Raw genomic sequence first — 17,459 nt, 5'->3', positions numbered from 1 at the left:
TTTGCGTCTCACTAATTTTTTCAATATCTACTCACCTACCTTTTAAGGGTTTTCAACACCCAAACTTGTTTATATAATTAAACTCTTGAGCATAAGTATCACTGTTGCATAGGCGCCAGCGAATAAACTCAAAAAACCAAAGGTCGACTGCTGTATTTTGGATAGCAATTGCCACCTAAAACATTTAACAACTTCTTTTACATATACAGAACTTGTTTAAGGTTTTGGCATTGAGAGCAAAATGAGTAATTTTTCACATAGACGAGGCGTGGAAGGCGGAGTTTAGCCTAGCTAAATGAGCATTTTCACAACGAAGTATATGGGTAAAAGAACCATTTTGAATTATTTGAAAAAACCTTAAACAAGTTCACCAAATACTTGAAAGATTTCTAGCATTAATGCGGCTTTGTTGCTTGCTAAACTAGCCGATTGATATTGATTTGTTACCTACTATAACCTGTTTAACACAACAACACAAAACGTATGTTACACATTTTCAAAACCAGAGGAATGAAACCACGTGGTAAACTCATTGCTCAAGCCAAAAACCTACTCTATACAAAAACGAAATACCTGTTACTGGCGACCTGTATTACTTTGGCACTTACCGTGAATGGGAGGGTGAAAACTCCTGAAAAAACACGGGCTAAAAAAAGCGCTTTATTTGCCATTGGTGTACAAACCCCTACCGTAGAACTGTGCGCAGGAACAGGGGCTGTAACCCTTGACAGTATCATCATTTATGAGAATAACATCGATGACTTTTGGAATTGGACTTTTGGCGAAACTATGGAGATTTCATTAGGCGATGAAACCAACTTTACCTTGTCGGGCACCCCTACAGTATACATTAGCCCTGGAGTAAGTGATGCCACAATTAATGCACGCATTGAAAACAACAAGCTTAAGTTTGACTACAACTTTGTCAATAGAGCAACCCTGGATAGCATCATTATTACCGGGTTACAGGTAGAAGCTCTCCCTACTGCATCTACCGCGTCATCTACTACCCTGAGCGTAACCGCCGGCATTGGCGATATAGTAGGGTTTCCGCTGGCTACCACCCTGGCAAATATTAATTTAAAAGTACACCCTGCTACCCCTTCATTTATTCTGGGTGCCAACAATGTATTTGCCGGAGAGGCAGTCAATTACTATGTACCTACCATTGCCAATGCTGATGAATACGAATGGGACATTCCGGCTGAACTCAATGGAGGTACTGCCACCGTGACCAACACTGGTACCAACAACTTTATAGCATTGACTGTGCACTCGGTTACGAGCACGTCAACTGTAAACCTAAGGGTAAGGGGTAAAAACACTACCAGTGGTTGCGATGGTGCGTATGCATCTTACCCCATTACAGTAAACCCGGTAGGTGTATTGGTTACACCAGGTAGCCTGGAGCTTTGCAAGGGAGGTAGTACTCAAGTGCTGCCCGACATTAAGCTAAATGAGCAGGCTAAAACAGACTTTAGCGCCAGCGATAACCTTATTTTGTCATTGGGGAGTACAGATTATACCTTCTCAGGACCCATTACGGTTACGGTCAATGGAAGCTCAACGGGAATATCAACCACTGTTAGTGCCCACTCTATAGAGATTGGTTACGATTTTACCTCAGGCTATGATGCCACTACCGACGAGATGGTAATTAGTGGTTTACAAATAACTGCCAATGGCAGTGCTGCTGGAATGGCTGAGCTGAAAGCTACTGGTGGTACAAGTGGGTTGGCAAGTGTAGATGGAACCACTGTTTTTGCTACAGTCACCGCCAATGACCCACCAGTACAAGCCACCAACATAGTAGGTCCCAGTGTGATTTATTCGGGCGAATCGATTACTTTTTCAGTAGACGCGATCACTGGAGTAAATAGTTATGATTGGGATTTGCCAGCGGAGCTCAATGGAGGTACAGCTGGGGTAGTAAATACCACCACCAATGCCATTACTCTTACTACCCAAACTGTAAGCACTACAACAGCGGTAAGCATTAGCGTGAAAGGCAAAAAAACGGGTTGCGTAGATGGGGCATACTCTGCTCCATTTCACATTACCATTAACCCAACTGGGGTAGAAGTGACTCCTTCGTCGGTGACTATATGCCGGGGAGGATCTGCCAAAACATTGCCCGATATAGTAGTAACAGAAAGGTTTCTTTCTGATTTTATGCACAACCCAGCAGGAAGTAATACATTGATTTTATCATTAAGCAATACAGATTTTACTTTGGGAGGAAACCCCACAGTAACGGTGACCAATACCTCAGGAACCAGTAGCTTTTCGACTTCTTTTGGCGGTGCAGGCAACCTAAGGATCAACTATGATTTTGCAACCGACACGGAATCTCAAAACAACATTATGACCATTAGTGGCCTTGAGGTATCAGCCAATACCTCGGCAGCAACATCGGTAAACCTGACGCCTAATTCTGGAACTGCATATATAGAAGGAGTTACCACCTCTACAGTGTTTGCTACCGTCAATACCGCTGCTGTTCCGGCGCAAGCCCCTGCATTTGTAGCTTCGGTAAGTACACTATGTGTAGGTACTCCGGTCACTTTTACTATTGACTCCATTCCCAGCGCAGTTACTTATGAGTGGCAATTGCCGGCTGGAGTAAATGTAGCTGGTTCTTCTACCGACTCTACCATTGCTTTAACTGCAACCTCTGACGCGGTCAATGGTGTAGTAAGAGTAAGAGGCGTAAGCAGTGAAGGGTGCGCCGGAGCCTGGCTAGAGCAAAATGTAACCATCAGATCGGTGCCTACTGCGGGTACCATAGAGGCGCTTACCTCTAACGCCTTGTGTGCTGGACAATCCGCTACTTTTTTTGTTTCTTCGATAGAAGGAGCCACTAACTATGAGTGGGTGTTGCCCACTGAATTGGCAGAAGCAGGCGCAGCCCATCAAGATACTGTAGTAACCTCTAATAGTTTGATCACCCTGACTGCCAGCAGTGCAGTTACTTCGATCACCAGTGTAGACATTAAGGTAAGAGGGGTAAATACAGACTGTGGAGAGGGAGCTTTCTCTTCGTTATATACCATTACTGTCAACCCTTTGCCAGTGGTAAATCTTACAATGGCCCTGAGTGGTGGGGGAGGAGCCCTGGCAGATGGTGCGGCTCACCCTTCCAATGGTGTAGCCATTGATTTAACCGGAGCCCCTACAGGAGGGGTGTTTTCGGGCAACGGGGTAGTTGGCACTCAGTTTAACCCTGGTTTGGTGGGGGTAGGCGTACACCAACTAAGGTATACCTATACCGACGGTAGTGGTTGTGCAGGTGCCGACTCAGTGACAATCAATGTGACCAACCCGACCTCAGTGTCAGGGCTTGCCTCAGGTTACTGTAAAGACGACAACGTACCTGACGCATTTGAGGTACAAAAAATCATTTCTAAAACAAGCAATAAGATCGTATACATTCAGGCGCTGGAGCAGGTCAATGGGCTAAGCTCTTCAGGTGGTCCAGTATCTTCTTCAAGGCCTTTTGTTATTTGTAATGCAGGGTTAATTGGGCAGTCAGATGCCACACTAAATTACAGGTTTACCCCCTCGCTTACCAGTACCGAAAAGGTGTACATCCGGGCTTTTATTCATGAGGTAGACAATTCAAGTGGCTCTCCTGTTTGTAATACCACTCGCATAGACACCTTGGCGACAGTAGATGTAAGTCCGTTGCCCAACCCGGTAATTAAAGATACCAACGGAACCATTTGTGCCGACAATGCTACGGAGTATTATTATGCCATTACCAATCCCGATCCTGCCCATTCTTATCAGTGGAGCATTAACTCTAGTGGGGTGGGCACCATTATTCCACAAAAAGCCGACTCAGTGATTAGTATTCGTTGGCAAGGCGATGGTAGCCATCAACTTACCGTAACCGAAACTGTGAAAGCAACTGGTTGTAAAAATGATGTATCTATACCAGTAACGGTACGGGCATTGCCCGCTACCCCAGTGGTAGTCGGTGAAGACAATGTATGTGCAAATAGTCTGAAAGGTTACAAAGTAACATCGGCAGGTGCTACCTCTTTTCAGTGGTCTGTAACCAATGGTTCTATACAAAATGGGCAAAATACGGATAGTATTACGGTACAATGGTTGGGAGTGAGCGGCAATGTGGTAGTAGAAGCTTTCAATGGTTTTGGTTGTAAAACCTCCGCTGCCCGCTCAGTAACAGTAAGTGCTCCACTTACCCCAGTGATTTCTGTAGGGGCAACCAGTGTGTGTGCAGGAGCAACCAGCGAAGTATACGAAACTGTATTGTCGCAAGGAGGAACTGTACAATGGATAGTAACCGGGGGAGAAATTACTACTCCTGGAGCGGTACTACAAACAGATGGTTCTTACACGATGAGCGGAACCACTCAGATTGAGGTAAACTGGGGTACCGGAAGCTCAGGTAGCGTAACAGTGGTTGAGTCGGTAGGTAGCTGTACCGGGCAAGCAAGCCAACGAGTAACCATCAACCCTTTACCTTCGTTGAAAATCAGTGGTTTGACCTCCAGCATTCTTTGCAAGCAGGGCAACTCTATTACTTTAAAGGGGGCATTGAGTGCTTCTGACTTACCTGCTGGGCAAACCGGAACTTTTACCATTACCAAGCAAAGCGATGGCTCAAAACAGCAGTTTCCGTCTACCAATCAATACGTGATTGACCCTACAGCATTGGCTATAGATAAATACGATGTAAAGTTTGAGTACCAAGATCCTAACAGTTGTTTGGATAGTGTAAAAACAGCCTTCGAAATCATTGCTACTCCTACGGTAAACTTTACGGGAATAGACCCACCTACAGTCAAAAAGTACTGTGTAAGCGCCAAAGCCATTGCTTTGACTCCTACTGTAGACACCCTGCCGCCAAGCCCTGCGTCTAATGGTCAGTTTACAATCAAAAAGATTGGCGCCTCTGATAGCCTCAACCTTGGCAAAGGACAGCACACTTTTGACGCAAGTGCCTTGCAGGGGGAAGGTGTATACAACATTACTTATCGTTTCACTACTGGCAATGGTTGCGTGGCTACCTCTGCACCCCAGGCATTTGAGCTGGTAGGGTTGCCCGACTTGAAAGTTTTAGGAGTGTCTGCCAATGGTTATTGTGTGCGTAATGCTACTACAGTAAGGTTGTATCCCGAAATAAACTCAGTGGCATTGCCACCCGATAGTTTGTTGCCACTAGACTCGGTAGGCACCTATTATATGATCAGAAGGGTATCGCTTCCGCGAACCAACTATGAGTACCTGGTAGCAGGCGATACCCTGACTAATGTTTTTAACCCAAGCCATCCAATACCCTCTGAGGCTGAGGTTCCAGCCAATGCCTCGGTGCAAGACTGGAACAAACTGGCGGGGGAATATGAGGTTATTTTTGCCTATACCGATGGAGATGGTTGTGTGAATACTTCCCAAAACCCTGTAACCATTGTGGTCAACCGTTTACCAGAGCTGTCATTTACTGGGCTTAGCCTAAGCAAAGCCTATTGTGGCGATGTGGCACAAGTACCCCTGACACCCTTAGACCGTGGGGTAGAGATTCCTTCTTCGGTAGAGTTTAAATACCGTGCAGTGACAGGTACAGATACCACCTTTCAACGTTTTACCGGAGGTAATTCGTTTACCCCCAACCAAGTACCCCCTGGCGAATACGAGATTATGCTCAAATATACCACCAACCCCGAAGGTTGTGCCGATAGCATTACGGTGGGGGGAATTACAGTAACTCCTACCCCCCAAAATATGCAGATTACGGCTAGTCAAAACTATGGGTCAGATACGGTAAGGTTTACGGCAACAGCATTCAACACAGGACCGAGTGGTTTTTGGGCGTGGGATTTTAAAGATGGTACCGCCAGCACTGATCAAAACCCTGACAAACTTTTGGGGACAGTATTGCCCAAAATTATTAACTACTCAGTAACGGCAAGCACGGGTACTTGTGACACCACTGTGACTAAAACTTTTAGAATGGAGTTTGATTATTCGGGGCAGTGTGCAGGTAGTGCCACCAACTTTGTTAACACCTCGTTGTTGAGCGATGCCACTGGTACTGTATCGTGGAGTTTTGGCGATGGAAGCCCCACTGTTACCGGAGACGCGGTAAGTCATCAATACCAGACCCCAGGTACTTATTGGGTGACACTCAATATAGTTACTCAAGATGGGGTAGCGTCTTATACCCTGCGCAGAAGGATAGATATTTTCCCAATGATTTCGGTTACTCAGCAGGCTTTCTATCACGAAACCTTTGAAAGCGGAACCGGAGGTTGGATAAGCCATGGGGTAGTAGAGGTCAACCTTATTCCAGTAGATAGTACCAGTTGGCAACTCAAACAACCCGATGGGTTTCTGATTAGCAATCCAAACGGTCAGGCTTGGGTCACTGATAACCGAAACAACCCTTACCGGGCAGATACAAACGCCAACTATAACAGCAATGAGCAGTCGTATGTCGAAAGCCCTTGCTTTGATATTGCAGGGCTAAACAAACCCATGATCTCATTTCGTTACTGGTCTGATACCGAGCAAGGCGCTGATGGAGTGGTGTTGTTATATACCATAGATGATGGTAAAACCTGGTTGCGTTTGGGTTCGCAAGGTTTGGGTATCGATTGGTATGATACCAAGCCTATACTGGGTTCGCCAGGCAGTGCCAGCGATGGAGCGAAAGTAAGCACCAACCCCGACAATCAGGGATGGTCGGGCAAAAGCCAGCTTACCAATGGCGAGTGGCTAACAGCAAGGTATAGCCTTACCGAGGTCTTGATCAAAATGCAAGAGTTAGGACTAACCAGTCGGGTGGTGCGTTTTCGCATGTCTTTTGGTAGCAATGGCGATAATCCGGCTACGGAAACTTTTGATGGTTTCGCCTTTGATGATGTGAAAATTGGCAATCGAAATCGCATTGTACTCTTAGAGTATTTTATCAATCAGGGAGTAGCAAATGCCGCAGCTCAGGATTTAGAGGCAAAAAACTTCCCGCAAACGGGCAACACCAACGAGATCGTGAAAATTCACCATCATACCGGATTCCCGGCGGTTGATGTGTTTAATATGCAAAACGAAAAAGACCCAAGCGGTCGGGCTTTTCACCAAGGCATACGAGAAGTGCCAAGGGCAGTAGTAGACGGCTATTTTAAAGATACCCTGATCGGGCAATGGACTCAAGATCATTTTGCTGATCGTACCCTGATTATTTCGCCATTTGATATTAGCATAGGACAAGCCAATGTAAATGGACAAACCCTGACTGTATCGACCACTGTAGCCGCGAATCAAGTGTTTAGTCGCCCAGTAGTATTTCATGTAGTAGTGGTGGACTCGGCAGTAAGCACCAATGGTGAATGGTATTATAATGTTACCCGTAAAATGCTGCCCGATGCTGCTGGTACTTACCGGGGAACTCCCTGGGTGCCTGGTGAATCTCAAACCTTGACGTTTACCTGGAACAAAGGTGATTTAGACCCGGCAGGATTTAAAATAGTAGTGTTTGTAGAAGACTATGTTACCAAGGAAATTCACCAGGCAGGCACTGGTAGTGTTACTAGTAATCGGCGAGAAGACGAAGGACAAAGCGAGCATCAGGTAACCAATGTAGACAATCACCTGTTGACTGGTCAGGCAGTAGTATTTCCAAACCCTACTACCAAACTGTTGCATGTAAAGCTGGAAACCAGTCGGGTGCTTTCGGCAGGCGCCACCTGGCAAATTTTATCAATGAATGGTAAAGTGTTGAAAAAGGGACAATGGCAACAAGGCAAAAGTCAAATGTCAATCAATGTAGGCGATTTAGCGGATGGCTTGTATATTTTGCGTATTGTAGACCAGCGTAAAAGCATAGAGCGAAGGTTTGAGAAACAGTAGATAAAGCAGGGATTTTGTTCTGTGGTGACCTTCAAAATTTATCCCGCAGGGACTAAACAAAGTTAGCTTGCAATTCTGAGGTCTATCGGAAACAGTAAGTAATTCCTTATGGGGTGATTTTTTTCAAGGGTTGGGCTTTTAATAGCCCAACCTTATTTTGGTGGTAATAGGCGTTTAGCGGGTTAAATCAGCTCAGTTACCAGCGAAAAAAACAATCGACCACTATCAATGACTAAAAGCCAACCGCCTCATAGTATGATTTTCAGTAATCTTGTATATCTTTGTATGTTATAGAATATTATACCATATAAGATTTGGTTTGATCGTTTTAGAATAGCAAAATCAAAGATAGTATTCTTTAGAGCAGAGAAATAGCTGCCACAGCAGTGTTTTGTTGCTTTTATATGTAATACCCTTAATAAAAATATAAATTGCCATGTTTAGTACATTAAGTCAGCGCATAGATAAAGCTGTAAAAAACCTGAAAGGAAAAGGGCGCATTACCGAAATTAACGTAGCCACTACAGTAAAAGAAATCCGTCGAGCATTGGTGGATGCCGATGTTAACTATAAAGTTGCCAAGCAAGTAACAGACGAGATTAAAGAAGAAGCCTTAGGGCGCAAGGTATTGATCAATGTAGAACCTGGACAACTTTTGGTGAAAATTGTTCACGAAAAGCTGACCGCACTAATGGGAGGTGAAGAGGAAGAGATCAATATCGAAGGCGATCCGGCAGTTGTGTTAATGTCTGGCTTGCAAGGTTCGGGTAAAACTACCTTTTCGGGAAAACTGGCAAATTTTATTAATAAAAAGAGAAACAAAAAAGTATTACTCGTAGCCTGTGACGTTTACCGCCCTGCGGCAATTAACCAGCTACAAGTAGTAGGTGAGCAAATAGGAGTAGAGGTATACGCTGAACCTGAAAACAAAAATCCGGTAAGCATCTCCCAAAACGCCATCAAGTACGCTAAAGAAAATAACCACAGAGTAGTCATTGTGGATACGGCAGGACGTTTGGCGGTAGACGAAGAAATGATGAATGAGATTGAGGATGTGAAAAACGCCATCAAGCCTTCAGAAACTTTGTTTGTAGTAGACTCTATGACAGGGCAAGACGCTGTAAATACTGCCAAAACTTTTAACGAACGCATTGATTTTGATGGAGTAGTACTGACTAAGTTAGACGGTGACACCCGTGGTGGAGCGGCATTGTCTATTCGTGCAGTTGTAAACAAACCCATCAAGTTTACCGGAACGGGTGAAAAAATGGACGCTATCAATGTGTTCCGTCCCGAAGGTATGGCAGGACGTATCCTGGATATGGGAGACATCGTAGACTTGGTACGCCGTACCGAAGATATGTTCGAAAAAGAGGAAATGGAGCGTTTGAACCGCAAAATGCGTAAAAACCAGTTCGATTATGACGATTTCCTTTCTCAACTACAGCAAATCAAAAACATGGGGAACCTCAAAGACCTGATAGGTATGTTGCCCGGTATGAACAAAGTTTTGCGTGATGTAGACATTGACGAAAACTCTTTTAAACCCATCGAGGCAATCATCCGTTCGATGACCCCACACGAGCGTCAAAACCCCGCTGTGTTGAAAGAAGGTAGCCGACGCAAACGTATTGCCAATGGTAGTGGTACTTCTATTCAACAAGTAAACAACCTCATCAAGCAGTTTGAAGACATGCGTAAGATGATGAAGAAAATGAATAAAATGACCAAAGGTGGTAAGCGTGGTTTTGCCAACTTAAACCCATTTGGTTAGAAGCCCTGACAGGGGGCAAGCCTCAAGTGGCAAGTCCTTAGATACCAATGTATACAGGTGTTCTATTGGTAACTAATAGATTCATTTTCAGTATATGATGAGTTTGTAGGTTAGAAGAAATATATAATAACATAAAAAACGGCAAGTGGTATGTATACTGCTTGCCGTTTTTTATGTCACATTTAACAGAAAAGCCATCTTATAGCCAGTAGTGAGGCAAACTATAACCACGTGGTTTTTAATTTACTTTCAAAGATTTTTTTTGTAAATTAGACTTCAAAACAGACATACTATGGGAGAACCTAAGATTGAACAAACAGGCTGTACACTAGATGAATACACGGCCATAGAAACCAGTACTAATACTCGCTACGAATATTACAAAGGAGAAATATTTGCCATGGCAGGTACCACAGTGGCGCATAATGAGATTACTTTTAATACTACGGCTGTATTAAAGCGAAAGAGCGATTGCAAAACCTTTATGGAAAACGTAAAGCTGGAGGTAAACAAAGGCGTGTTTTATACTTACCCTGATGTAATGGTTACCTGCGATAAACGCGACCAGGAAGATACCCTCATTCAGCGTTACCCGGTATTTATTGCCGAAGTACTGTCTCAGTCGACCAGAGAGTATGACCGGGATACCAAGCTTTGGAAGTACAGACAAATTCCTTCTTTGATGCATTACCTCTTGGTAGACCAGTATGCCCACAGCGCCGAATTGTTTTCGCGTCAAACCCAAGATGCTCAAATATGGACTTACCAGGCTTTCGCCGATTTGGAAGACACCATCCATTTATCTGCATTGAATCTGCAGATCAAATTAAGCGAGTTGTACGAAGGGGTGACCCTTACCGAAAAAAAGGAGAAAGAATAATAGTGGCTGTTTGCTTTACTTGCCAAAGTTTTTGGTAGGCTTGCGTGAATAATGCTGAGAACCAGCCTTTTCCAGCAAGTTTTTAAACACCAGTGTATCTCGCGAAAGCTGCTCTATGACATTGATGTACAAACGGTCGCCGCGTTCGTTATAAATCAACAACGAGTCGGGACGAATCTCATAGTCATACGTCAGAATAGTGTCGATATGCGTATAAAACTCTACCCTTTGTTTGTCTATAAACCTGATGGTGTGGTACAAGTCCCACTCGTTTAGGTACCACATACCCATAATGTCAATTGCTTGCTTTTTGTAGTCGCTTACCCTCTTTTGCTGACTTACCAGAGCGTTGCTTGCCGCTGGATGGTACTTTCGCTGTTGTTCGTCGATGTCACCGCTACAACCTGCTATAACGCTCATTAAAAAGCCTAAATAAATGCCTGTCACCAATTTTTTCATACCTAATGTCTTGAGTGATGATGTGCCAAAATTAAGGAGATTAATTGCATAAAAAAAATGATACGACCACCCATATTTTACCATCATTTGACAAATAACCACTGTTGACAAACATTATTAAGAATAGCCTGCAGTATTTGTTATATTAGCGTAAGTTATTGCATTGCGTGTAAACCATTGCAAGCTACATTTACTTTAATTGAAATATGGTGACGAATACAGATAAAATGAATAAGCAAAGTGGGTACTTTGCGGCTATAGAGTCCCCAATGTAATATGATGAAAGGAATACAACGAATCATTTTTTTGATGCATTTGCTCGGTTTTGTGCAACCCATATTCGCACAGCAAACCATCGTAGTAAAAGATCCCCAAAAATTATTACAAGTAGGGAACAAAATAGAGGTATTGGCAGATAAAAGTGGCAAGCTTACCTTGCAAGATGTGCTCACTGCTGAGGTTCAAAAATACTTTAAGCCTCACGAACGACTGGTTTTTAGCCAGGCACCTTCTCATACGGTATATTGGCTTAGGTTTAAAGTCAAAAATGAAACAAATCGTGATATATGGTTTACATTAGGAGACACTCGTAGTTGGTACCTTGATTTTTTTGCCCCCAATCCATCAGGAGCGTATGCAGCCCCTGTATTGTTAGGAGTCATGCGCCCTCAGCCAACCGGAGCCCTTTTGGGGAAATACTATACCGTTCCATTAAAAAGTACTGCTTCAACCCCCAGCGTGTATTATGTGCGCATAGCCGGAGAGTTTGCCATCACCCATTTGTTTCAAATAGGCACTACCAACGCCATTACAAGGCAGTTTGGTCTATACAACGCTATTTTGGCGGGCTTCATAGGGCTTATTGTGGCTATGGGGGTGTATAACCTGTTCTTGTTTTTTTCTACCAAAGACAACATCTACCTCATATATGTAGGCTACCTTACCATAGTGTTTCTTAGCACTCCTTTCAACAATGGGCAAACCTTGTTTTTTGGTCAGTGGTTTTGGTCATATTTTATAGTGTGGCAGTCCCTCTTGTTTTGGTTTGTCACCTTATTTGTAGACCGTTACCTGGATTTGGCAACGAATGCAGTAAAAATAAGACGTTGGCTTTGGTTGCTTACCTCAATCCTTGGAGGTTTTTTTCCTTTACTTAATTTATTGGGTGTAAGCCTGGTATACCTTATTTCGCCTTTGCAATTAATTACCTTGGTGTATACGTTCAGTCTATTGGTTTGTGGCATTTATCTTTTGTACAAAGGCGTACGTACTGCTCGTTTTTATACCTTGGGGTGGAGTTCGGTAGTCATCAGTTCATTTATTTATATGATGGCAAGAAATGGCATATTACCACTCAATGTATTGACCAGCCAAGTATTGTATTTTGGCTTTGGTGCCGAGGCATTGTTGTTTTCGTTGGCGTTGGGCGACAGACTCAATGGCTTGAAAAAAGAAAAAGAAAAAGTACAAGCTCAAAACCTTCAACTAATGGCGCGCCAAAAAAATGAGCTGGAAGACATGGTACAGCAACGCACTCGATATATAGAAACCATGCACCAAAGGCTGAGTCTGGCAACCAAGTCGGCAAGCATTGGGATTTGGGAGTATAACTACAACACTCAGCGCATGACCTGGGATGAGCAAATGTATTTGTTGTACGGAGATACTGAAAAATCCTTTGGGGGAAGCGTCAAAGAGTGGTTGTATTATATCTGCCCTCAGGATATAATATTGCTTAAAACTGCATTTAAACAACTAAAAAAACAGCATAAAATCTCTAATGTGGATTTTAGAATTGTGACCCCACAAAATGAAGAACGTTGGGTGTGTTTGTCAGCCATATTGCAACGAAACGAAAATGCTGACCTGAGAAATATTACTGGAACCATTCATGATATTACCGGGATAAAAAATGCCAACGAAAAGCTGACAGAAAATAACCTCTTGCTGGATTCTATCAATTACATTCAAAAAGAGTTTATAGTGAGCGAAAACCCTGAGACAGTATTCGATTTTTTGTTAAATCAATTGATGGACATTACAGGGAGTAAACAAGGGTTGGTAGGGGAAGTAAAGCAAAAAGAGGCACAAAAACCCCATTTTACTCCCTTTGCTGCTACCAGCATTGGATTGTCTGATCAGACAAAAGCCCAGATGGATACCTTGAGTTGTGTTGATATATTATTAAATCAGGTATTGTCTGATGGCGCCCCGTTGATTATCAACGACTCGACAGCCGCCGCATCACTAGTGCAAACCGAAGACTGCATCTTGATACATTCTTTTTTAGGTATTCCTTTATTTATGCATAATCAACTGACAGGTTTGGTAATAGTGGCAAACTGTGAGAGCGGCTACAGCCAGCAAACACTCCAAAAACTTGACCCCTTGCTTTCTACTACGGCAAGGCTATTATCTGCTTATCGCAAAGAACAAGAAAGGTTGGCGCTCATGAAGACATTGCAGAAAACCACCCTGGAGGCGCAACAAGCAAGCATTGCCAAGTCAGAATTTTTGGCCAACATGAGCCATGAGATCAGAACCCCTCTGAATGGCGTAGTGGGTTTTGTAGACTTACTGCTACAAACCAACCTTGACACTACACAGAAACAATACCTTGACATTGTGTCGCAATCGGGCAATACCTTGTTAGAAATTATCAACGATATATTGGACTTCTCTAAAATTGAAGCCGGAAAGATGGAGTTATTGCCTGTAAAGGTAGACCTGGCCCAGATGTGTGATGGCTTGAGGGATTTGATGATTTATCAAACCAAACAAAAAGGGTTAGAAATGATTTTGAGTCTGGCAGGTGACTTGCCTCAATATGCCTGGTTTGACGAAATGCGCCTTAAGCAAGTCTTGACCAACTTACTGTCTAATGCAGTAAAGTTTACTTCAAAAGGAACCATAGAGTTTAAGGTAACCCTGCTGGAAAAAGAGGGCAAAGAAAAGGCTTTATTGCGGTTTTTGGTCAAAGATACCGGAGTAGGCATTATGCCCGAAAACCAACAAAAGATTTTTGAAGCCTTTTTGCAGGAAGACACCTCTACAACCAAACGATTTGGTGGTACTGGCTTAGGTTTGAGCATATCTAATCGGCTACTAGCTTTAATGGACAGTCGTTTATACCTGAAAAGCACCCATGGAAAAGGAAGTACGTTTTATTTTGATATTTGGGTCAATTGTGTGTTTGAAGAGCATAACGATTGGAGCAGGATCGATGCCATAAAACAAGTATTGGTGATACACCATCATCAGGTACAAAGTGCACAGATTGAGGCAATACTTAAAGAAAAAGGCATGCAAGTGACTCAAGCAATGCATGGCATTAGTGGCATCGAGCTGTTACAGGCAAACCCGCGTTTCGATGCAGTGTTGATAGCCGAGGAGATGCCCTTTATGGATGGTATGCAAACTGCCCAGGAAATAAGGCAAACCCTGGGGTTAAGCAATTTGCCCTTGGTATTGCTAAATAGCTCTAAATCAGATAGTAGTCAAGCAGACAAACATGGAGACTTGGCGCTTTACCAACAATGGATAGGAACAATACCCCAACCGTCCCAGTTATATAAGGTTTTGTCAAAAATAACCGAAGACCTCGCTGAAACAGCATCGACAAATGAACCAAAAGAAGACCAGGCAGGCAGTGTATTGCAAAAGGTGTTAATTGTAGAAGATAATGAAGTGAATATGCTTTTAATGAATGAAATAATAGCCAAGCTACTTCCTTCGGCTAAAATACTGATGGCATATAGTGGTGAAGAAGCATTGGCTATATACCAGACTGCATTGCCTGAAACAATCTTGATGGATGTGCAAATGCCCGGCATGAACGGTTATGAAACTACCCGGCAAATAAGGAAAATAGAGCAAAGGATTGGGCAGCAAAGTTCAAAAATTGTAGCAGTGACTGCAGGTGCGCTCAAAGAAGAGAAAGCCCTTTGCATAGAGGCTGGCATGGACGAGTTTGTAACCAAACCCATCAACAAAAGTGATATACAGCACATTTTTACAGACCAGGCATAAAAATCTCACAGGTTATAAATTACCCTTCTTTTACCTTCGTCAGCAGTTTTGCTACATTTTTTTGTATGCCCTTAAAAAACTGATAACGTTGTTTTTCTGAAACCCCACTTATCAAAATAGATTTACTAATAAGATTGGCCATCCAAGCTTCGGTTTCGTTGCAAAACCGGGTGTTGGTAGTATACATATAATTAAATGTTTGGTGGCGCAAATAATTTACTTTGGTGCTACCCACCTGTACCAATATATTGTTGTTGCCTATTTGAATTTCGCTGTGATAGAGCAAAAAGTTTTCTTTTTCATTCTTCTTGCTATTTGCAGGGTTTGCCAAGTTTTTGTTACGCTGTTTTGCCATTGTCTGAATACTGTGGAGCATTTCGGCGAGTTGTTCTACCACCAATACAGCATCAGCTTGTTGTTCAAACAAACCTGCCTCCCAATAGTAGTCTATCTGCTTGATGGTACTGTTGGCAGACTCTTCGGTCCATATCTCTATAGAGGGAATGTCGCAATATACATCATACACCTGCTTGCCCAGTGCTATCAGCTCTGCGGGAATAACAGAAGGGGTAAAAGACTTGCCCTCAAGCGTTGGCAAGTTAGACACAGAGTTGAGCCAGTAAAAAAACTTAAAAGCAGCTTGTTCGGGATAATTAAAGTGATGAAAGAGCGGAACATCCGCTGCAGCGTAAATGACCTGCTTAGGGTGGGCACTTCTTATTTTCTGTAAATCAGCAAGCAACTTAGTCAAATACTCCTTAAAACTTTCGGTATGGTCGCTTACCAGTTTATAGTTAAAGGTAACTCCATCGGTTTGATCGGCACCCAACAAACCCAGAGGTATTTTATAATGTTGACAAAGCCTTACTACTTCATCCATGCTCACGGCAGTTTCTCCCCGTATTCTGCGGTATGCGCTATCTGTACTTATCTGGAGCAAATCTGCCAACTCATCCACCAGCGAATAGTTCGATGGAATGATTGCTTTCAACTTCTGTAAAAAACGTTGTTGAATTACATGATTACTTTTTGATGACATATTGTTTGAGTAAGAATAGATGTTCCTGTATAGCTCCAAAAAAAAGGAAATAGCCAAAAATAGTCCTAGTATATATTGCAATTTATAATAATCCACGAATAAACTTTGCAAAAAGTGCAAATTCTTTATTAACCTATAGGGTGCTTGAGTATTATTTGGTAAATTGCATTTTGTTCGTAATATTGTATGGTAAATAGCCGTTTCAGTCCCGCCGTATCATAGTGTATCTTTGTATTGTTAAAATTTAACATAAACAAGCATTATGAAAAAAGGAACAATAATACGAATGTTTGTATGGGTATTGGCAACCTTGGGTATAATGAGTACCGTGGCAAAAGCACAAACTCCACTACCAAAACTTACTGTTTTGAACATTGCAGTTGAGGGCTTGCACTTGTCGCCCAAACAAGCGGGTGATATGGTGAGGCGCGAATTAGCCAAAATAGCTAAATATGAGGTGCTCGACAAATACGATGTAATGTACCTCATCAACAAGCATGGATTGAAAATAGATAATTGCTATGGTAAAATTTGTTTGCTGGATGTGGCAAAAGTAATCAGCTCTGATAAAATGCTGACTGGAAGCATCGAACGCTTTCAGAAAACCATTACCATTACTTTACGGTTAATAGATGTAAAGAGTAAATCCGTAGAAAAAGTAGAAATCAAAGAGTTTCTATACTTGCCTGAACACCTTAAGACAATGGTGACCCTCTCGATACGTAAACTTTTTGGGTTGCCCAACAACAAAGAAGTGGTAGCATCATTGAGCGAGCGCAATAAAATGGAAAACGCCATCAATACACCCGCTGCCGATATGCTAAAACTGGGAGGTCCACGCATGGGTTTTACTATGTTTACCGGAGACCTTGCCAATCAATTGGCACAACCCGAATACGAAGGAGGCTACGATGCCATCCCACTCATGTTTCAGTTTGGCTACCAGTTCGAAACCAAGTACCTCAACGAAGGTAACTTTCAGGCATTGGTAGAATTTATTCCAATGGTCACGGGTATTGACCAAGGCTTGTTTATTCCAAGCTTGACTATATTAAATGGGCTGCGAAGCAACAAAAGCGGATGGGAGTTTGCTTTTGGTCCTACGATTAGTTTTACACAACAGGCAGAAGGGTATTACCAAAACGGTGCTTGGGTAAAGCTCAATGACACGGATGACCGAACTCAAATTACCCAAAACATTGTCACCCGTTTAGACAGTCGTGGAGAGTATCAAATCAATACCGGGTTTGTATTTGCTTTTGGCAAAACTTTGCGCTCAGGTAAGCTCAATATTCCGGTAAATGCCTATGTGGTGCCCCACAGAGAGGGTATACGACTGGGTATATCGTTTGGCTTCAATTCGCGTAAAAACAAGTATTAACGACTTTCTGAATGACTTCAAACGA

7 protein-coding genes are annotated in these 17,459 nt (G+C 42.8%); 5 read left to right on the top strand and 2 right to left on the bottom strand.

The window, feature by feature from the left end:
* Window positions 1-483: 483 nt before the first annotated feature.
* From Q0954_RS06305 to Q0954_RS06295, 3 genes are all read left to right on the top strand, one after another.
* Window positions 484-7,872 carry a PKD domain-containing protein gene (locus Q0954_RS06305; protein WP_299455073.1) on the top strand — a complete coding sequence of 2,463 codons (7,389 nt, stop codon included), beginning with the start codon at window positions 484-486 and terminating at the stop codon, window positions 7,870-7,872.
* A gap of 436 nt (window positions 7,873-8,308) precedes the next feature.
* Complete coding sequence (gene ffh / locus Q0954_RS06300) at window positions 8,309-9,646, top strand: signal recognition particle protein (RefSeq protein WP_299455071.1); 1,338 nt, start codon at window positions 8,309-8,311, stop codon at window positions 9,644-9,646.
* 292 nt (window positions 9,647-9,938) lie between these two features.
* Entirely contained in the window at window positions 9,939-10,526 is a 588-nt protein-coding gene (locus Q0954_RS06295) for a Uma2 family endonuclease (protein ID WP_299455070.1), read from the top strand.
* A gap of 15 nt (window positions 10,527-10,541) precedes the next feature.
* On the opposite strand, the gene Q0954_RS06290 is transcribed toward Q0954_RS06295, so the two are convergent.
* On the bottom strand, window positions 10,542-10,985 hold the full coding sequence (locus Q0954_RS06290) for a hypothetical protein (protein ID WP_299455067.1): 444 nt from the start codon (window positions 10,983-10,985) through the stop codon (window positions 10,542-10,544).
* 276 nt (window positions 10,986-11,261) lie between these two features.
* Here Q0954_RS06290 and Q0954_RS06285 point away from each other — a divergent pair, with 276 nt between their 5' ends.
* The gene (locus tag Q0954_RS06285; protein ID WP_299455064.1) at window positions 11,262-15,014 is read left to right on the top strand and encodes a 7TM diverse intracellular signaling domain-containing protein; all 3,753 of its coding nucleotides are present in this window, start codon (window positions 11,262-11,264) and stop codon (window positions 15,012-15,014) included.
* 19 nt (window positions 15,015-15,033) lie between these two features.
* Here the strand turns inward: Q0954_RS06285 and Q0954_RS06280 are convergent, their stop codons facing one another.
* Window positions 15,034-16,053, bottom strand: coding sequence for a hypothetical protein (locus Q0954_RS06280; protein WP_299455062.1), 1,020 nt, complete (start codon window positions 16,051-16,053; stop codon window positions 15,034-15,036).
* A gap of 262 nt (window positions 16,054-16,315) precedes the next feature.
* On the opposite strand from Q0954_RS06280, the gene Q0954_RS06275 reads away from it, so the two are divergent.
* Entirely contained in the window at window positions 16,316-17,434 is a 1,119-nt protein-coding gene (locus Q0954_RS06275; protein WP_299455060.1) for a hypothetical protein, read from the top strand.
* The last annotated feature ends 25 nt before the right edge of the window (window positions 17,435-17,459 follow it).

Source organism: uncultured Microscilla sp. (assembly GCF_947493425.1).
In the GTDB taxonomy this organism is placed as follows: Bacteria; Bacteroidota; Bacteroidia; order Cytophagales; family Microscillaceae; genus Microscilla.
This window is presented reverse-complemented; position numbering and strand designations above follow the sequence as displayed.